General features: G+C 48.5%; 14 protein-coding genes and 1 other annotated feature. All 14 genes read left to right on the top strand.

Features of this window, described 5'->3' with window-relative positions:
• Positions 1 to 40: 40 nt before the first annotated feature.
• The gene (gene lon, locus B4F99_RS02095; protein WP_290755024.1) at positions 41 to 2,350 is read left to right on the top strand and encodes an endopeptidase La; all 2,310 of its coding nucleotides are present in this window, start codon (positions 41 to 43) and stop codon (positions 2,348 to 2,350) included.
• Position 2,351: 1 nt separating this feature from the next.
• Positions 2,352 to 2,933: a ribosome biogenesis GTP-binding protein YihA/YsxC gene (gene yihA / locus B4F99_RS02090; RefSeq protein ID WP_023468975.1), complete on the top strand. Its 582-nt coding sequence runs from the start codon at positions 2,352 to 2,354 to the stop codon at positions 2,931 to 2,933.
• A 183-nt stretch (positions 2,934 to 3,116) separates the two neighbouring features.
• Complete coding sequence (locus B4F99_RS02085) at positions 3,117 to 6,164, top strand: hypothetical protein (protein WP_290755022.1); 3,048 nt, start codon at positions 3,117 to 3,119, stop codon at positions 6,162 to 6,164.
• A complete protein-coding gene (locus B4F99_RS02080) occupies positions 6,165 to 6,911 on the top strand; it encodes a response regulator (protein WP_290755020.1) in 747 nt (248 codons plus the stop codon). It abuts the gene before it with no gap.
• Positions 6,911 to 7,930: a HEAT repeat domain-containing protein gene (locus B4F99_RS02075; protein WP_290755018.1), complete on the top strand. Its 1,020-nt coding sequence runs from the start codon at positions 6,911 to 6,913 to the stop codon at positions 7,928 to 7,930. Before B4F99_RS02080 ends, B4F99_RS02075 begins: the two co-directional genes overlap by 1 nt.
• On the top strand, positions 7,920 to 9,353 hold the full coding sequence (locus B4F99_RS02070; protein ID WP_056062594.1) for a glycosyltransferase family 2 protein: 1,434 nt from the start codon (positions 7,920 to 7,922) through the stop codon (positions 9,351 to 9,353). Before B4F99_RS02075 ends, B4F99_RS02070 begins: the two co-directional genes overlap by 11 nt.
• Before the next feature lie 27 nt (positions 9,354 to 9,380).
• Positions 9,381 to 10,523 (top strand): AI-2E family transporter, encoded by a 1,143-nt coding sequence (locus tag B4F99_RS02065; protein ID WP_290755016.1) that lies wholly within the window; start codon positions 9,381 to 9,383, stop codon positions 10,521 to 10,523.
• Between the two features lie 214 nt (positions 10,524 to 10,737).
• The gene (gene hemA, locus B4F99_RS02060) at positions 10,738 to 12,078 is read left to right on the top strand and encodes a glutamyl-tRNA reductase (protein ID WP_035406423.1); all 1,341 of its coding nucleotides are present in this window, start codon (positions 10,738 to 10,740) and stop codon (positions 12,076 to 12,078) included.
• Positions 12,079 to 12,161: 83 nt separating this feature from the next.
• On the top strand, positions 12,162 to 13,088 hold the full coding sequence (gene hemC / locus B4F99_RS02055; RefSeq protein WP_214852993.1) for a hydroxymethylbilane synthase: 927 nt from the start codon (positions 12,162 to 12,164) through the stop codon (positions 13,086 to 13,088).
• Positions 13,078 to 13,758, top strand: coding sequence for a uroporphyrinogen-III synthase (locus B4F99_RS02050; protein ID WP_290755013.1), 681 nt, complete (start codon positions 13,078 to 13,080; stop codon positions 13,756 to 13,758). Before hemC ends, B4F99_RS02050 begins: the two co-directional genes overlap by 11 nt.
• Positions 13,755 to 14,744 (top strand): porphobilinogen synthase, encoded by a 990-nt coding sequence (gene hemB / locus B4F99_RS02045; RefSeq protein WP_023468970.1) that lies wholly within the window; start codon positions 13,755 to 13,757, stop codon positions 14,742 to 14,744. The genes B4F99_RS02050 and hemB overlap by 4 nt, the downstream gene beginning before the upstream one ends.
• Positions 14,741 to 16,051, top strand: coding sequence for a glutamate-1-semialdehyde 2,1-aminomutase (gene hemL / locus B4F99_RS02040; protein WP_290755011.1), 1,311 nt, complete (start codon positions 14,741 to 14,743; stop codon positions 16,049 to 16,051). The genes hemB and hemL overlap by 4 nt, the downstream gene beginning before the upstream one ends.
• A gap of 54 nt (positions 16,052 to 16,105) precedes the next feature.
• Positions 16,106 to 16,335 (top strand) — a binding site (T-box leader).
• A 50-nt stretch (positions 16,336 to 16,385) separates the two neighbouring features.
• The gene (locus B4F99_RS02035; protein WP_396200878.1) at positions 16,386 to 19,022 is read left to right on the top strand and encodes a valine--tRNA ligase; all 2,637 of its coding nucleotides are present in this window, start codon (positions 16,386 to 16,388) and stop codon (positions 19,020 to 19,022) included.
• A gap of 54 nt (positions 19,023 to 19,076) precedes the next feature.
• Positions 19,077 to 19,724, top strand: a 648-nt coding sequence (locus B4F99_RS02030; protein ID WP_290755009.1) for a bifunctional folylpolyglutamate synthase/dihydrofolate synthase, incomplete at its 3' end; no start/stop codon positions are given.

Raw genomic sequence — 19,724 nt, 5'->3', positions numbered from 1 at the left:
TGTACGCCTTTCCGAGTCTTTTTGTTTAGGAGGAATTCGAATGAAGATAAAACAATATCCACTTTTACCGTTACGCGGTGTCGTCGCGTATCCGTTGATCGGATTGACGATTGATGTCGGGCGTCCGGTATCCTTAAAAGCCTTACTTGCATCAAAGGAACACGAGATCGATCTCGTCGTCGTCACGCAACGTGATCCAGAAGCAGAGCCGTCTGTCGACGGGTTGCATCAGGTCGGTACACTTGTTCAAATCGCGAAGATGAGTGAACTTGGGAATGATACAGTTCGTGTTCGTGTTATCGGGAAGGAACGCGTCCGGATTGAAAACGTTGAGGAGACGGACGAAGGATATCAAGCAGTCATCGAACCAATCGAGAAGATGGACATCAAAGGGGCGAAACAAGAAGCGCTCGTTCGTCTAATTAAAGAACAGTTTGGTCAACTCGTCTCTCGGATCAAGGGAATCGGCACGGATGAGCGTCGTCGGTTCGAGACCTATGAACGTCTCGACTCATTGACGGACTATATCACGTCGAAGTTACCGATCGATATCTCGAAGAAACAGGAGTTCCTCGAACAACAGGATCCGGTCGAACGGGGATTGATGCTGCTTGACGTCATGAAACATGAATATGAAGTCGTCGAACTCGAACGTGAGATGCGTGAACGGACGAAGAAGACGATTGAACAATCGCAACGCGAGTATTACTTGCGGGAACAATTGAAGACGATTCAACAAGAACTCGGTGGCGAGTCGGCATCCGTTGAAAGCGATGCGACGAAATACCGGGAGCAACTGTCTATGCTTGATTTACCGGAAACGACGGTTGCGAACGTCGAGAAGGAAATCAGTCGTTTAGCTGTCGTACCGGCGACAAGTCCCGAACATGGTGTCATCCGCAACTATCTCGAGTGGTTCTTCTCGTTACCATGGAATGAGGCAACCGATGATTTCTTGAACGTTTCAGCTGCTTCGGAACAGCTTGAAAAGGATCATTACGGTCTAGAAAAGGTCAAAGAACGAATTCTCGAGTATCTCGCCGTTCGTCAATTGACGGATTCGCTACGGGGTCCGATTCTCTGTCTTTCTGGTCCTCCGGGGGTCGGGAAAACGTCGCTTGCTCGTTCGATCGCAACAGCGCTCGAGCGGAAGTTTGTCCGCGTCTCACTTGGTGGCGTGCGCGATGAAGCGGAGATCCGTGGACATCGCCGGACGTATATCGGTGCGATGCCAGGTCGAATCATCCGCGGTTTAAAACAAGCAGGAACGAACAACCCGGTCTTCTTACTGGATGAGATTGATAAGATGTCAAATGACTTCCGTGGTGACCCATCGTCCGCGATGCTTGAGGTTCTTGATCCGGAACAAAACAACAGCTTCTCCGATCACTACATCGAAGAACCGTTCGATTTATCAAATGTCCTCTTCATTGCAACAGCAAATGATGTCTCGAACATCCCAGGACCGTTGCTCGACCGAATGGAACTGATTCAGATTGGTGGCTATACGGAACAAGAGAAGACGGAAATTGCCGTTCGTCATCTATTATCGAAGCAACTTGCTGAACACGGTCTGAAAAAGAGTCAATTGACGGTCAAAGCAGACGCGCTAGAAGAAGTCGTTCGTCGTTATACACGAGAAGCCGGTGTCCGGAATCTTGAACGTGTCCTCGGCTCACTTTGCCGGAAAGCAGCAAAACAAATCGCGATGGGTGAGAAGAAGCGGGTGACGGTGACGAAGCGTAATCTAGATGATTTCTTAGGTAAACCGATCTACCGTTATGGTCAAGGCGAGCTCGAAGATATGATTGGCGCAGTGACTGGTTTAGCGTATACTGCTTTTGGGGGCGATACGTTGACGATCGAAGTCAGTCTTGCTCCGGGTAAAGGGAAACTGCAGTTAACCGGGAAACTCGGTGACGTCATGCAAGAGTCCGCTCAGACTGCGTACAGCTTCGTCCGAGCAAATGCGACGTCCCTTGGCATCGAACCGAACTTCTACGAAACACAAGACATCCACATCCACGTCCCTGAAGGTGCTGTACCAAAAGATGGTCCATCTGCTGGTATTACACTGGCAACAGCACTGATTTCCGCCTTGACGAAGCGTCCGGTTCGCCGGGACGTCGGGATGACAGGTGAAATCACACTACGTGGACGGATCTTACCGATCGGTGGACTAAAGGAAAAGTCACTCGCAGCACATCGTGCGGGCTTGACGACCGTTCTTCTACCACAAGATAATACGCGGGACATCGATGATATCCCGGAAAGCGTCCGCGCAGGAATGGAATTCATTCCGGTCGCGACGATGGAGCAAGTGCTCGAACATGCATTAAAAGGAGAGTAACATGAAAATTTATAAAGCTGATTTTATTACGAGTGGTGTTAATCCGGAACATTATCCGGAGCCATTGTTGCCAGAAGTGGCACTCGCAGGGCGATCGAATGTCGGAAAGTCCTCTTTCATCAATAAACTGGTTCAGCGAAAAGCACTCGCGCGGACATCTTCGAAACCAGGTAAAACGCAAACCTTGAACTTCTTTAACATCAATGATGAAGTCATGTTCGTCGATGTACCGGGTTACGGGTATGCGAAAGTCTCGAAGACGGAGCGTGAAGCGTGGGGCAAGATGATGGAGAAGTACTTCACACAACGTGAAATCCTCAAAGGTGTCGTACAGCTCGTCGACATCCGACACGATCCGTCTGCGGATGATGTGACGATGTACGATTTCTTGAAGTATTACGATCTACCGGTCATCGTCGTTGCGACAAAACTCGATAAAATCAAAAAGAGTCAACGTGATAAACATATCGCAGCAATCAAACGTAAATTGCAATTTGATGGTCAAGATACCTTAATTCCTTTCTCATCTGAGACAGGAGAAGGCGTCGATGCCGCATGGGAAGCGATTTATCGTCTTCTGTAAAAAACGAAACGTTCTGTTCTCCTACAATAGGAGAGCAGGACGTTTTTTTTATGAGGGTTAAAGTAATCTAAAAATAGCATCTAATTATTTCCTTACAACATTTTTGATTTCCATTATATGAACATCATTTGATTCACGTTACAATGATAGGAACAAATTGTTCTAGTGGGAGGCTATGCCAATATGAGGCGTTATAAATGGACGTTCGCAATCGTCGTCTTACTCATTCTGACACCATTTGCCATTTGGTTCTTGAAGCAGGAAAAGACATTAGACATTGCGCTATTTGATTACACGAACGGAACGGAAGAGCGAGAGCATGCCGGAACGACGTGGTTATTGAATCACTTAAAGATCCGAAATACGCAAGGGCAAGATTATACGTATTCGGACTACATCAACCGTTATGATGGTACACAAGGTAAAAAAATGTTACAACAAGCCTCTAAAGCAGATGTGCTGTTGTTTACGGATACGTACGGAAAATCATATGACGTCAACGGGAAAAAAGAACATCGTGGTGGCTTGACGACAGAAGACGTCGAACTAGCAACTGAAGCGATTTCGCAAGGAAAAACCGTCGTGGCGGAATTTAATACAGCAGCAAGTCCGACGTCAGTCGAGCGGTCCAGTGCGTTTCGACAATTATTCGGAACGGCTTGGACAGGATGGATCGGTCGATTTTTTCCAGATTTAACAAAACTGCAAGGTCTTGAGAAAAACGTCGTAGCTCAATTAAAAACACAAGCGAAAGAAAAAGAGTTCAAACTATCAGGTCCGGGTTATGTTTTTATTAATGATTCGACCGAAAAAGCTTTTTTCGTCAATGATGACACTCCTTTACTTTACAAGTGGGATCAAAATAAGGGGAATGCAAAAGATGAGGTCCGTTATAACTACTGGTTCGAGATTCTTGAACTAGATGGCGGGAAACAACAAGCGCATTTCTCTTGGAATCCTTCGAAACAGACACAAGCAATGCTTCGAAAATACCAGTTGCCGCTTGAGTTTCCAGCGTATGTCACGCAAGGAAGTGGTCACTATTTTGCCGGTGATTATACGGACGTCGCGGATATCCCACGTTATTATCGATACAGTGGTCTCGATTGGTTCCGCAAACAGTTCATCCTCGATAGTGCGGAAAGTGAATCGGCGTTCTTCTGGAAGATTTACGCCCCGACGCTGACGCGGATTCTTGAAGATACGAAACGGATCTCGACACAAACTGCGAAGATCAAACCACTTTCACAAACGAAGGTCGGTAATCAAGAGTTGCGGACCCGAGCTCGTGAAGGACAGGACACACTTGAGATGTATCAAGATGGTGAATGGAAGCCGTACTTCGTTAAGGGTGTCAACATTGGACTTGGTCGACCAGGTGCATTTCCCGGGGAACATGCCATCAGCCGAAACGAATATGATCGTTGGTTGAAGGAAATCGGAGCGATGGGGGTCAATACGATTCGTGTGTACACGTTGCACCCTCCTGCTTTTTACGATGCATTAAAAGCTTACAACGAACAGGCGAAACAACCGATTTATCTCATGCAAGGCATGTGGGTCGAAGAGAAGCCGTTCGAGGAACTAAAAAATGCATTTGATCCAAAGTTCATGAAGATGACAGATACGGAAGCAAAACGAATGGTTGACGTCATTCATGGAAACGCAGTCGTTAAAGAAGTTGTTGGTCATGCTTCCGGAACATACACTTCAGACGTCTCGCAATACGTTTCAGCATTTGTCTTCGGAATCGAATGGTTACCGGAAGCTGTCGTTGAAACAAATAAAAAGAACAAAGGAACACGTTTCGAAGGACAATATGTAACGACGACGAAAGAAGCGTCTCCTTTCGAATCGTGGTTAGCAGGTCGGATGGATACGGCGACTGCACACGAAATCAAAGAGTACGGCACAACACGACCAATCGGTTCGACGAACTGGCCGACGACGGATCCGTTGAAACACCCAAAAGAGATTGAGGAAGAACAGGACCTCGTCTCCATTGATTTCAATCACTTAAAAGCAACGAAGGATTTCCCGGGTGGCTTGTTCGCGTCTTACCACATCTATCCGTACTATCCTTCGTTCATAAAGGAAGAGTACAGTCAAAAAACGGACAAAGGATCTGAATCGTATGCCCGTTACTTGAAGAAGATGAAGGATTATCATGATATGCCGCTACTTGTATCAGAATTCGGAATTCCGAGTTCTCGCGGGAAGACGCACCTCGGACCAAATGGTTTCGATCAAGGGCATGTCAGTGAGAAGAAACAAGGCGAACTCGTCGCACAACTCTATCAAGACATTAAAGACGTCAAAACAGCCGGTGGACTCGTCTTCATCTGGCAAGATGAATGGTTCAAGCGGACGTGGAACACGATGGATTATGATGATGCCAATACGCGTCCCCGTTGGTCGAATGTCCAGACGAGCGAACAACATTTCGGTATGCTTGGTTTCCTGCGTTCAGATATCGTCATTGACGGGAAATTGGATGATTGGAAAGGGTATGCACCAGTCGCTGAAAATAAGGATCAAGCGATATATATGACATCCGACGAAGCCTATCTCTATTTGCGTATCGACCGGAAAAAAGCAGAGCCGACGACACTTGCGCTATCGACGAAACCGAACGATGGGAATACGAAAGTCGGTCCGTTGATGCTTGACGAAGGAGCGGAATATCGCCTGACGATCGATCAGAAGGCGCGCATCGATGTCGATGCTCGTTATGATATCTTCCGTTATCACTATGGTCTCAAGATGCCGTTTGAGATGGTAAAACCACCGTCTGATCAAAAAGACAGCGGTAAGTTCGTTCCAATTTATCAAATGCTCGATTATGCAAGACGCGACCCGGTGACGAAAAAAATCGTCAAACCAGCCGTCAAGTGGGACACGGGTGTTTTACATGAAGGAGAACCAGACGATATCTTGACAGATATCTCAGATATCACGAAACCAACCGTAGAGCTCCGTATTCCATGGATGGTCTTGAATATGCGAGACCCTAGTAAACATGAAATCATCGGTGACTTCTGGAAAGATGGATTAGAAGCGAAGATGATTACGGAAGGAATCGAAGTCACAGGTCAAGTTGGTGAGACACGTATCCCTGAAAAGGATCGTGGTTTCTACAACTGGGCAGAGTGGACGAATCCGCAACAGCGAGAAGAACTGAAACCTGTCTATCGGACGATGAAAAAAGCATTCACTGAGGGAGGAAACTAAATGCGACGTGAAGAGATGTGGAAATTAATCAATCAGTCGTTTGAATCAACAAGTCAAGATCGTGAAGTCAGTTCGTCGATTGAATGGACGGAAGAAACCGTCCGGCAATCGTCGACGAACACCTTGTTCGTGCACACAGTTGGACGAATGCCGGAGACGGTCAATGGTCTGATTGAAGAGGGATGGTGCGTGCAAACGGACATCTCTTATGCCGATGTCGTTCTCGCAAGCGAACCTGTCATCGAGGAACGAATTCCCGTCGTGTATTTTAATACGGAGACCTCTTTCTATGGTTTAGAAAATGCGCGAGAAATTCTACCGGCGACACTATCGCGGGAGCTTGTCCTTGACCGGCTAGCGCGTTATAAGAAAATCCATCATATCGCGGATGTCGTCGTCGTAACGGAAGATCCGCATATCCGTCGGATGATGGAACGGGAACTGACGGAACGCTTCGAACGGTTCGTCACATTCGAACGAGCAGAGACATTCCTTGACGAGTACGTAGCATCCCGTCCGTACTTACTCGTGTTTACGTCAGCATTACCACGAGCAGATGGGCTGGAATTACTACTGCGAGCAAAACAACAGAGTGTCGCACCGTTCCAATCGATGATGATCTCGATGTACAACCGTGAACGCGATCATGTTCTTGCGATTGACCGAGGTGTTGATTATATTATGACCCTTCCCTTAAAAATCGAAGAATTCCGCGCGTGGATTCGAAAAGTTGAGGATGGCCGATGATGCAGGCGATTCTAGTATTTATCGTTGTACTCGTTTTCTTACAAGGTGGAGCATTGGTCTATCTCGTCGTTCAAAAACGAAAACGTGCCAACCGCGAGCATTCCCGTAGCGATTGGCAACTTGCTTTTCGAGATGACATCTACGACTATGCGACAGGTGAACGTCAGGACATGCCGACGGTTCAAAAAGGAAACGAGGATTTAGCTGAGCTTGAGCTCTTCGCACTGTCTAACTTGACGGCAACACCGGCACATCTCGAACGAGTGCAAGCTTTTGTCGCTGCTAATATGCAAGCCTATTACGAACAACAATTGAAGCATCACCGGATTGACCGTCGCTTGAACGCTTATGAGGCCGTCTCTCAATTCCGTTTGGTAGCAGTCGCACCGATGATTCATGCGCGTTGGGGAAACACGATTGAAAAAGAAGAGAGCGATGTCATCGTTCGGACCCTCGTCTCACTATCACCGCAAGATGCAATCGCCATCGCCAAGCAAGAAAATGGGATTAGTTTCTTCGGTGCGATTCTTGCGGTCGGTCGTAGTCAAGACTTAGAGGAATGGGTGGCTGTGTTTGAAGAATTGACACTGTCTTTTAAGTTAGCGATCCTTCAGTTGATCTTTGATCGCGATGAGACACGTTATATCGCACTCGTTCGTGACAAGACGACAGATGAAAATCCAGAAATCCGAAAACGTGCCCTTCGTGCGCTCACGCGAATCGGGCTTGAGGAGGACTGGAAGTTATATGTGCCTTACTTGGAAGAAGAATCAAGTTGGGTTGAGCAAATGCTTGCCCTTCGTTTCTTAGAACATGTCGTTCCAGCCGATGCGATACCAGCGATCTTGCCGTTTGTCGGTAGTCGATCGTGGTGGGTCCGGACGGCTGCCTTTGATGCGCTGCTTGCTTGTGGCGGGATCGAACAATTGGCGAAGGTATCAAGTACACATCCCGACCGCTATGCACGTCAAAAAGCTACAGAACGGTTGGCAAAGGAGATGAAGCATCATGTCGTCTGAGACAATCCAAGCCATTATTGAAGTCCTTTCATGGACAGTGTTGATTTATATGTTACTCGTCATCGTGTTCTATTCGATGCTTTACCTGATTTCAGCTCAAATGGTGCGACGGCAACGCTTCCGTCGGAAAGAGAGCTCTTACTTGCCACTGATGCGCTCTCTCTATACACGGCCGGTCAGTATCCTTGTACCAGCGTACAATGAGGAATATACGATCGTCTCGAGTGTCCAAGCTTTGCTAGCACTTGACTATCCGGAGCATGAAGTCATCGTCATCAATGATGGTTCAAAGGACGGAACGATGGACGAATTGTTCCGATCGTATGAGCTGGAGAAGGAAATCCGCTATCCGAGGATTCTAATCGGTTCGAAGCCGGTCAAACAAGTCTACCGTTCGCGGATCGATAGTCGTTTGATCGTTATCGATAAAGAGAATGGTGGAAAGGCGGATGCCTTGAATGCCGGTATCGACCATTCCAGTTATCCGTATTTCTGCTCGCTTGACGCGGATTCGATTTTAGAGCGGGATGCCCTATTAAAAGTCATGAAACCGATCGTCGAGTCCGACGAAGAGGTCGTCGCGACATGCGGTTCAATCTTCCTCGTCAATGGCTGTACGATTGAAGGTGGTGAAATCGTCGAGATTCGGACACCAAAACAACGGATCGTCTTGATGCAGATGATTGAATATTTCCGAGCATTCTTATTTGGCCGCCTTGGACTTAGCCGTTTCAACATCTTATTGATTGTCTCTGGTGCGTTCGGTCTGTTCCAAAAGAACATCGTTGTCCAGGCAGGTGGATATAAGGAAGGACTTGTCGGTGAGGATATGGAACTTGTCGTTCGTTTGCACCGATACATGAAGGAAAATAAACTCGATAAACGCATCGAGTACGTTCCGGCACCAGTCTGTTGGACGCAAGCTCCGGAGTCAATGGAAGTGTTGCGGTCGCAACGGACACGTTGGCACCGTGGGCTAGCTGAGACACTCTGGACCCATAAGCGCATGATCGGTAATCCGAAATATGGTTCTGTTGGTGGCGTTTCGATGCTATATTTCTTTTTGATTGAATTACTCGGACCTATCGTTGAACTGATCGGATATTTCATCATTCCGCTCAACCTGCTCGTCGGGACGCTTAACTTTGAATTTGGTATCGTCTTATTGGTCGTCGCCTTACTCTATGGTTCCTTATTATCAGCAGGTGCCGTATTATTGGAAGAGTGGACGATGCACCGATTCAAGAACGTCAAAGAATTGATTCGGTTGTATTTATGGTCCTTGACCGAGTCGTTCTGGTACCGTCCGATTTTAGTCTTCTTCAAACTAGGTGGATTGATTCAATTCTTGACTGGTCGAGGAAACTGGGGACAGATGGAGCGCCAACGCCTCGAAGACGTCACCGAGGAAAAAGTCGGCTGACGAATAGGTATGAGGAGGATATGCTAGGTGGATTTGTTACGAAACAAATGGTTTAAAGCATTAATTTGGGTATTAGTGATTTTTCTTGTCATCTGGGTCGGTACAAAGATCTCATTTTTATTCCAGCCGATAAAAGTCATGCTGGCATTGATCTTCCCACCGCTCATTATTGCGGGTATTTTCTATTACTTCACGCTCGGGATCGTAGATGCGTTACAAAAACGAGTCAAGAAACGTGGTCTTGCCGTGTTGATCGTTTTACTTGGTTTCATCACGATCCTGACGATCGCCGTCGCTTCAATCGGACCGATCTTAGTTGAGCAGGTGACAAATTTTGCAACGAGCATTCCGACGCTCGTCATCGAATTGCGTGATCAAACGTTAAATTTACGCGATCAGCTGATGGACAATCGTTTTATCTCGACCTGGGTACATGAGAATACAGATTTATTTGATAAGTGGACGAATGAAGCGACATCGTATGTCGGTACCGTTTTCAAGTCCGTCTCGACGTCCGTTGGAACGATTTTCGGTGTCATCTCTTCGACGGTCTTAATCATCGTCTTAGTGCCGTTCATCTTAGTGTATATGTTGCTTGACGGGTATAAATTCCCTGACTCCGTCGTGAAATTGTTACCGCGTAGCTACGAAACAGAAACGCGTAAAATTCTGCACGACATGCACGTGACAGTAAAGCATTACGTCAACGGACAGGTCATCGTCTCAATCTGCGTCGGTGTGATGTCCTTGATCGGCTTCTTCATTGCTGACATTCAATATGCGTTATTGCTTGCCTTATTCTGTACGGTGACGAACATCATCCCGTATCTTGGACCTTACATCGGTGCCGTCCCGGCAGTCATTGTCGGATTCATTGATGATCCGATCAAAGCGGTCTATGCGATCATCACGATCGTCGTCGCGCAACAAATCGAATCGAACTTGATTTCTCCTTACGTTCAAGGAAAAACACTCAAGGTCCATCCCCTGACGATCATCATCGTTTTGCTAGTTGCCGGGAAAATCGGTGGCATCATCGGTGTCATCTTGGCAGTTCCGACCTATGCGGTCTCAAAAGTCGTCATTCAGAACATCGCTCGGATTTATCGTTTACGTCAGCAACGTCTCGACGTACCGGACGTGACGGTATCACCTGAATCGTTGAAGTAAAGTGTAACCCTCTGCTCTTTTTAGGAGCAGAGGGTTTGTGATTTTTACGGGAGAGGGATAAGGTAGAAGAAGAGAAAAAATGAAGAAGATTTCACAACTTCGACTCATTTTAGTTTATAAATTGATTGGAATCTTTTTTATAATGGTTATAATGTAGGATAGAGAACGAAAAGATAGATCGGAACGAAATCTTTGGACGTAAGGGGTAGAGCGCATGCATATCGTAGTGGTCGGCTTGAATAACAAAACAGCGCCTGTATCAATACGCGAACAAGTCTCATTTGGGGAGCATGAGATGAAGGGAGCGGTCGTCGCATTGCGCGATGAAAAAAGTATCTTTGAAAGTGTCATCGTCTCGACATGTAACCGGACGGAACTGTACGTCGTGACGGATCAGCCACATACAGGACGGTATTATACAAAACGTTTCCTTGCAAACTGGTTTGGTTTGACGATGGAAGAGCTCGAGCCGTATCTCTTCATCCATGAAGGATTCGATGCGATGAAACATCTGTTCCGCGTGACAAGTGGTCTTGATTCAATGATCGTCGGTGAAACGCAAATCCTTGGTCAGGTCAAGACAAGCTTCTTCATGGCACAGAAGCTTGAAACGACAGGAACGGTCTTTAACAAACTCTTCAAAGAAGCGGTCACGCTCGCCAAACGGGCTCACGCAGAAACTGGAATCGGTGAAAATGCCGTTTCTGTCAGTGCTGCTGCCGTCACGCTTGCCGAACAGTTACTCGGATCGCTTGAAGATAAATCGATTGTCGTCATCGGTGCGGGAGAAACTGGCGAATTGACGACGCTCAACTTATATGAAGCAGGAGCTCGTGACATCACGGTCTTTAACCGAACGCTCGCCAAAGCAGAAGAAGTCGCGAATCGGTTCGAAGGATCAGCGCATTCGATTAATGAAATGCAGTGCGGTTTGCTTCGGGCAGACATCGTCATTTCTTCAACAGGTGCAAAACGTGCCATCATCAAACGGGAAGACATCGCAGCAGCACAGCTGTTCCGTCACGATCGTCCATTCTTGTTGATTGACATCGCAGTACCGCGCGACATCGAACCGACCGTTGGTGACTTGCCAGGCGTTCATTTATATGATGTCGATGATCTGACATCGATCGTCCAGCAAAACATGGCGGAACGGATGAAGGAAGCGGCGAAAATCGAACAACGAATCGAAGCGGCAATCGCTGAGTTCGAAGGGTGGATGACGACACTTGGTGTCGTGCCGATCATCACGGAATTACGAGACCAAGCATTGCGGATTCAACAAGAGACAATGCAAAGCTTGGAACGGAAATTACCGGAGATGTCAAAACGTGAAAAAACCGTCATTGGTAAACACATGAAATCCATCATCAATCAATTGTTGCGTGAACCGCTATCTTACATCAAAGATGCGGCAGCGAAACCGGATGCTGATGAGCGGATTGCGCAGTTCATGGATACGTTCGCATTAAACGAAGACTTGTTTGATGGGCTCGAAGATGAAATCGTGACGTCAGAAGAGACGACACCTTCAGCAAAAGCTGTGAACCGGTGAACAAAGTACGATTTGTGTTACAATAGAAAATGCATGGGGCGGACTTGTGCCGCCCCTTTATCATTGTACAGGGGGATTTTAGCATGCGAAAAATCATTGTTGGATCGCGAAGCTCGAAGCTAGCGATGACACAGACGAAATGGGTCATTGATCAGTTGAAACAAGCCGGCGCGCCGTATGAGTTCGAAATCAAGAACATCATCACAAAAGGAGACCGCATTTTGGATGTGACGCTCTCAAAAGTCGGTGGTAAAGGGTTATTCGTAAAAGAGATCGAACAGCAGATGATTGACGAAGAAATCGATTTTGCTGTTCACAGCATGAAGGATTTACCGTCTGAACTACCGGATGGTCTCATCATCGGTGCCACACCAGCGCGTGTCGATGCGCGTGATGCCTTGATCACGAAAACAGGAGAAGGTCTTGCTTCCTTGCCAGAAGGTGCGGTTGTCGGCACGAGCAGCTTACGTCGTGGATCACAATTGCTAAAACTCCGCCCTGATTTAAAAATCGAATCGATTCGCGGGAACATCGATACACGACTTGATAAATTAAAAAATGGTCCGTTTGACGGGATTCTGCTTGCAGCAGCTGGTCTAAAACGGATGGGTTGGTCTGAAGACGTCGTCTCGGAATATCTCTCGACAGATGACATGATTCCAGCCGTCGGTCAAGGAATCCTCGGTATCGAATGTCGCGAACATGACCAAGAAGTACGTGACCTTCTGCACCTGATTCATGATCAGATGACGGAAAAAGTAGCTTACGCAGAGCGCGCTTTCTTAGCGGCGATCGAAGGTAGCTGTCACGTTCCTGTTGGTGGATTCGCAACGATCAACGAAGACATGTCAACGACACTTGTTGGATTCATCGGATCCGTCGATGGAGAGCAAATCCTAATCGAGCGCGAATCAGGTCTTGACCCGATGCAACTCGGTCAAGACGTTGCCGAACGTCTGCTTGCTTCGGGCGGTCGTGAGATTCTCGCGACACTTCCGGATGACTTGTAAGCAGGTACTCTTCACGGGCAGTCGACCACCGACGACCGAGCAGATGGCGCGACTGCGCGCCGTCGCGATCGAGTCGGTGCACTATCCTGTCATTGAAACGCGACCGGTTTCGTTTACGTTGCCAAGGGGAATTGATTGGCTCATCGTGACGAGTCCGAATGGTGTCCACCGGATTGCTGATGCGTTGCCTGAATTAGCTGCAACGCGTATCGCGGTCGTCGGACGAAAGACGGCAGACGCACTTGCGAAGTACGGTCGAACAGCCGACTTCTGTCCGTCGACCTTTACAGGAGATGCACTCGTCGCAGAACTCGTACCATACTTGTCTGACGGCGATCATATCGTTTTTGCGCGAGGGAACCGCTCGCGGCAAGCACCGGTCGATCAGTTACGAAAACTGAATCGATATACGATCGAGGATATCATCACCTATGAAACCGTCACTCGTCGGCTACCTGAAGCACTTGTCAAAACAGCCACCTATATTGGACTGCAGAGTCCTTCCGCTGTCGAAGCGATTGCTCCGCTAGACCCGAAGACGACCTTCATCGTCATCGGGACGATCACGGAGCAAGCAGCTAAAGCAGCCGGACTTCAACCGATCCATGTCGCCCGTGAATTCACGGTGGACGGCATGATTGATCGTATCATTGAGGAGGAATCAGCATGAACACATTAGAATACGCACGTCACCGTCGTTTGCGCCATACCGCATCACTCCGGTCACTCGTCCGCGAGAACCAGTTGCATAAATCAGATTTGATTTATCCGATCTTCGTCGCTGAAGGTGAAGATATTAAACGCGAAGTCAGTTCGATGCCAGGCGTCTTCAACTTATCACTTGATCATCTGACGGCTGAGATTGAAGAAGTCGTCGCACTCGGAATCGAATCTGTCATTTTATTCGGTGTCCCGCACGACCACTTGAAAGACGAGCAAGGATCAGGTGCGTTTCACGATCACGGGATCGTTCAAGAAGCGACACGTCTCGTCAAGAAGGTTGCCCCGCAGCTAACGGTCATCGCCGACACATGCTTATGTGAATATACGTCGACAGGTCACTGTGGAATCGTCGCCGACGGTACGGTCGATAATGATGCGTCATTACCGCTTCACGTCAAAACAGCCATCTCACAAGCTCGAGCAGGTGCCGACGTCATCGCTCCATCATCGATGATGGACGGATTCGTCGCAGCGATTCGTCAAGGATTAGACGAGAACGGCTTCAGCCATATTCCGGTCATGAGCTATGGTGTTAAATACGCGTCTGCTTATTACGGCCCATTCCGTGACGCGGCAAACTCGGCACCGGGAGAAGGCGACCGGAAAGGTTATCAAATGGATCCAGCAAACCGTCGCGAAGCGTTCCGCGAAGCAACAGCGGACGTCGATCAAGGAGCTGACTTCATGATCGTCAAACCTGCACTTGCGTTCATGGATATCATTCGTGATGTGCGCGAGCGAATCGATCTACCAATCGTTGCGTATAACGTATCGGGTGAGTATGCAATGGTCAAAGCCGCTGCCTTGAACGGCTGGATCGACGAAGAACGAATCGTCCTTGAGACGATGCTTGGCTTTAAACGAGCAGGCGCTGATTTAATCATCACCTATTTCGCAAAAGACATTTGTCGTTACCTGGAGGGGTCGAAATGAGCTTAATTAACCAGAACTCAAAATCAAAAGAAGCATTCGAGCGGGCACTCCCGCTCATGCCGGGTGGTGTCAACAGTCCGGTCCGTGCTTATAAATCGGTCGGGATGACACCGATTTTCGCAGATCATGCGAAAGGATCAAAGCTCTATGATATCGACGGAAAAGAGTATATCGATTATGTCCTGTCATGGGGACCAATGATTCTCGGTCATGCCGATCCAATCGTCACTTCAGCGATCCAAGAACAAGCGACACGTGGCTGGAGCTACGGGACACCAACGGAAATCGAATCAGCGATGGCGGAAGTCGTCATCAGTCGGGTGCCGTCGGTCGAAGTCGTCCGGATGGTCAACTCAGGGACTGAAGCAACGATGGCAGCGCTTCGTCTCGCACGTGGCTACACAGGTCGGACGAAAATCCTCAAGTTCGAAGGCTGTTACCATGGTCATGGGGACTCGCTCTTGATCAAAGCAGGTTCAGGTGTCGCGACACTCGGATTACCGGATTCACCAGGCGTTCCGGCGCAAATCGCGAGCATGACGCTGACAGTTCCGTACAACGATTTGGATGCTGTCCGGATCGCGTTTGAAAAACACGGCGACGATATCGCTGGTGTCATCGTCGAACCGGCTGCTGGGAACATGGGCTTCGTGCCACCAGAACCAGGCTTCCTCGAAGGCTTACGGGAAATCACGTCGGAAAACGGCGCTTTATTGATCTTTGACGAAGTCATGACCGGTTTCCGTGTCGGATTCCACTGTGCGCAAGGACACTTCGGTGTCACACCGGACATCACATGTCTCGGTAAAGTCATCGGCGGTGGCATGCCAGTCGGGGCTTACGGCGGACGTCGTGACATCATGGAACAGATCGCACCACAAGGTCCAATCTATCAAGCGGGTACATTATCCGGGAACCCACTCGCGATGGCAGCGGGTCTAGCGACATTGACACAATTGAAACCAGAGCACTATGAAGAGTTCGACCGGAAAGCAAGCCGTTTGTCGGAAGGTTACCTGAACGCTGCGGCGAAATACAACATTCCGCTGACGACGAACCGTGCAGGCGCGATGTTCGGTGTCTTCTTCACGAATGAACGCGTCACGAACTTCGAAAAAGCGAAAACATCGAACCTTGAGATGTTCCGTTCGTATTATCAAAAGATGGCGGCGCGTGGTGTCTTCTTACCACCATCACAATTCGAAGGTCTCTTCCTGTCGATCGCTCATACGGATGAAGACATCGAGCGGACGATCGAAGCCGTCGAATTGACGTTCAAGGAACTCCAAGTTGAATTTGGTCGTTAAGCAGTTCTTGACGATTGCTTGAACTCTCGGCTAAAATGAGTAAAGAAGAAAATGGCAACAGCGATGACGGGAAGAGTAGTCTTGTATTCGTACCGGTGTAGAGAACACATCCTTGGCTGAAAGATGTGACGGGCGAACAGGAGGAAGGTCACCCCACGAGCTGGTATCGTGAGTCTTACGAGCGATATCCGTCCTCCACACGTTACGTGGCTCGAGGGCATCCGATTTTGGATGAACTAAGGTGGTACCGCGGAAAAAAGCAACGGCTTTCTTTCGTCCTTAGCATAGGACGAGAGAAGCCGTTTTTATTATGGACAAAAAGGGAGCGATCAGGATGCAGGAATTATCAATGCCAACGAAGTATGATCCGCAGGCAACGGAAGAAAAATGGTACGACTTTTGGGTGAAAGGTGACTATTTCAAAGCCGATCAGGATCCAGAAAAAGAGCCGTACACGATCGTCATTCCACCACCGAACGTCACAGGTAAATTGCACCTTGGTCACGCGTGGGACACGACGTTACAAGACATGCTGACACGGATGAAGCGGATGCAAGGATTCGACGTCCTTTATCTACCAGGAATGGACCATGCCGGTATCGCGACGCAAGCAAAAGTCGAACAAAAACTGCGGGCAGAAGGGCAATCACGTCTTGAAATGGGTCGTGAGAAATTCCTCGAGCAATCTTGGGCATGGAAAGAAGAGTACGCGTCAACGATCCGTGCACAATGGGCAAAACTCGGTCTTGGACTCGATTATTCGCGTGAACGCTTCACGCTCGACGAAGGGTTGTCGGAAGCAGTTCAAGAAGTCTTCGTGAAACTTTACGAAAAAGGCTTGATCTATCGTGGCGAATACATCGTTAACTGGGACCCAGCGACGAAAACAGCGATCTCGGATATCGAAGTCATCTATAAGGATATCGAAGGGGCGTTCTATCACTTCAACTATCCATTGACGGACGGTTCAGGTCACGTTGAACTCGCGACGACACGTCCTGAGACGATGCTCGGTGATACAGCGATCGCCGTGAACCCGAAGGATGAGCGTTATGCTCACCTCGTCGGAAAAACGATCACGTTACCAATCGTCGGTCGCGAGATTCCGATCGTTGCCGATGACTATGTCGACATGGAGTTTGGTACAGGTGTCGTTAAGATTACACCAGCACATGACCCGAACGACTTCGAAGTCGGTAACCGTCACGAGTTACCACGTGTCCTCGTCATGAATGAAGATGGAACGATGAACGAGAACGCAGGGAAATACGAAGGCATGGATCGTTTCGAATGCCGAAAACAAATCGTTGAAGATTTAAAAGCAGAAGGTGTTCTGATCAAGATCGAACCACACTTGCACTCTGTTGGTCACTCGGAACGTTCAGATGCAATCGTCGAGCCGTATCTCTCATTACAATGGTTCGTCAAAATGGAACCACTCGCGCAAAAAGCACTCGAGGAACAACAAGGACCGGACAAGGTCAACTTCGTTCCACAACGCTTTGAAAACACGTATGTACGCTGGATGGAAAACATCCGTGACTGGTGTGTCAGCCGTCAACTGTGGTGGGGACACCGGATTCCGGCTTGGTACCATAAAGAAACAGGCGAAGTCTACGTTGGCAAGGAAGCACCAGCCGATCTCGAGAACTGGGAGCAAGACAACGATGTTCTCGATACATGGTTCTCTTCAGCCCTTTGGCCGTTCTCAACAATGGGTTGGCCGAACACGGACGCAGCGGATTATCAGAAATACTTCCCGACATCGACACTCGTTACAGGGTACGACATCATCGCCTTCTGGGTATCACGGATGATCTTCCAATCGTATGAATTCACGGGACAACGTCCATTCCAAGACGTCTTGATCCACGGATTGATTCGTGATTCGGAAGGACGCAAGATGTCGAAATCCCTCGGGAACGGGATCGACCCGATGGATGTCATTGAGAAGTATGGTGCCGATTCACTTCGTTGGTTCTTAACGACAGGATCGACGCCAGGGAATGATCTTCGTTTCTACTGGGAAAAGATCGAAGCAACATGGAACTTCTCGAACAAACTGTGGAACGCAAGCCGTTTTGCCTTGATGAACATGGATGGTCTAACGTTTGATCAGATTGATTTGACAGGCGAGAAATCACTCGCAGATAAGTGGATCCTGACACGTTTACAGACAACGATTGATGACGTGACACGTCTATCGGATAAATATGAGTTTGGTGAAGCAGGACGTATTCTCTATCACTTCATCTGGGAAGACTTCTGTAACTGGTATATCGAGATGGCGAAGTTACCGCTCAACGGGGAAGACGAAGCAGCGAAACAAACGACGCGTTCGGTTCTTGCCTATACACTCGACCGGATCATGCGCTTGATGCATCCGTTCATGCCGTTCATCACGGAAGAAATCTGGCAACACTTACCGCATGAAGGTGAGACGATCACACGTGCCGCATGGCCGACACGCGAGGCGTCACTCGACTTCCCGGAAGCTGTTCCAGCATTTGAAGCGGTTCAGAACGTCATCCGTTCGGTTCGTAACATCCGCGCGGAAGTGAACGCACCGATGTCGAAACAGATCCAACTGTTCATCTCGACGAACGACGCACGTGTTCAAGACGACTTGTCGTCAAACAGCTCGTACTTGCAAAAGTTCACGAACGCGTCTGAACTCCGGATTGAAGAGCAAATGCCAGCGCCAGAAAAAGCGATGAGTGCGATCGTAACGGGAGCAGAATTGTTCATCCCACTCGCTGACTTAATCAACATCGAGGAAGAAATCGCGCGCTTGAATAAAGAACTCGTCAAGTATACGAAAGAAGTCGAACGGGTCGAGAAAAAACTCAACAACCCTGGCTTCGTCGGCAAAGCACCGGCACATGTCATTGATGAAGAAAAAGCGAAGGCACTTGATTACACGGAAAAACGTCAAGCTGTCGAAGCACGCATCAACGAACTCTCACACTAATTACAGCAGTGGCTCAAGTCTCCTTGAGCCACTTTTTTTAAAGGAGCGAACAGCATGAGGACGCGAGAAGATGTATTGGATTGGTTATCGAGCTTACTAGCATTCGGCGTCAAACCAGGTCTTGAACGGATGCAGGCGATGTTACTGGAATTACAGATTGACCCGGACGCGATTCCGACGATTCATGTCGCTGGCACGAACGGAAAAGGATCGACGGTTGCGTTCTTACGTGAGATGGGAATTGCGGAAGGATTACAAATCGGGACGTTTACGTCGCCGTATATCATTCAGTTCGAGGAACGGATCATGTTGAACGGGGTGCCGATCGCAGAAGATGAACTGGTCGCAGCTGCGATCGCTGTTCAAGCTGCCATCGGGCACATCGATCCGGCACTCGGTACGGTCACTGAGTTCGAGGCATTAACGGGGCTTGCCTTCTACTACTTTGATCAGATTCGCCCGGATTTCGTCATCTATGAGGTCGGTCTCGGTGGACTGTATGACTCAACGAACGTCTTCAAGAAGCCGTTCGCAGCGATCATCACATCAATCGGTCACGATCATCAAGCGATTCTCGGAGATACGCTCCAAGAGATCGCCTTACAGAAGTTCGGCATCATCAAACAAGGGACACCGGTCATCGCCGGGAAACTGCAAGAAGAACTGACAGTGCCGTTAATGGCGTATTGCGGTGACCGGAAC

The organism is Exiguobacterium sp. UBA3491 (genome assembly GCF_002377745.1).
Lineage (GTDB): Bacteria > Bacillota > Bacilli > Exiguobacteriales > Exiguobacteriaceae > Exiguobacterium_A.
This window is presented reverse-complemented; position numbering and strand designations above follow the sequence as displayed.

Excerpts from the sequence above, each read along its gene's own strand:
- yihA (WP_023468975.1), top strand. The coding sequence starts at position 2,352 with ATGAAAATTTATAAAGCTGATTTTATTACGAGTGGTGTTAATCCGGAA.
- hemB (WP_023468970.1), top strand. The coding sequence starts at position 13,755 with ATGAACACATTAGAATACGCACGTCACCGTCGTTTGCGCCATACCGCA.
- hemC (WP_214852993.1), top strand. The coding sequence starts at position 12,162 with ATGCGAAAAATCATTGTTGGATCGCGAAGCTCGAAGCTAGCGATGACA.
- hemL (WP_290755011.1), top strand. The coding sequence starts at position 14,741 with ATGAGCTTAATTAACCAGAACTCAAAATCAAAAGAAGCATTCGAGCGG.
- B4F99_RS02080 (WP_290755020.1), top strand. The coding sequence starts at position 6,165 with ATGCGACGTGAAGAGATGTGGAAATTAATCAATCAGTCGTTTGAATCA.
- hemA (WP_035406423.1), top strand. The coding sequence starts at position 10,738 with ATGCATATCGTAGTGGTCGGCTTGAATAACAAAACAGCGCCTGTATCA.
- B4F99_RS02070 (WP_056062594.1), top strand. The coding sequence starts at position 7,920 with ATGTCGTCTGAGACAATCCAAGCCATTATTGAAGTCCTTTCATGGACA.
- B4F99_RS02035 (WP_396200878.1), top strand. The coding sequence starts at position 16,386 with ATGCAGGAATTATCAATGCCAACGAAGTATGATCCGCAGGCAACGGAA.
- lon (WP_290755024.1), top strand. The coding sequence starts at position 41 with ATGAAGATAAAACAATATCCACTTTTACCGTTACGCGGTGTCGTCGCG.
- B4F99_RS02085 (WP_290755022.1), top strand. The coding sequence starts at position 3,117 with ATGAGGCGTTATAAATGGACGTTCGCAATCGTCGTCTTACTCATTCTG.
- B4F99_RS02050 (WP_290755013.1), top strand. The coding sequence starts at position 13,078 with ATGACTTGTAAGCAGGTACTCTTCACGGGCAGTCGACCACCGACGACC.
- B4F99_RS02075 (WP_290755018.1), top strand. The coding sequence starts at position 6,911 with ATGCAGGCGATTCTAGTATTTATCGTTGTACTCGTTTTCTTACAAGGT.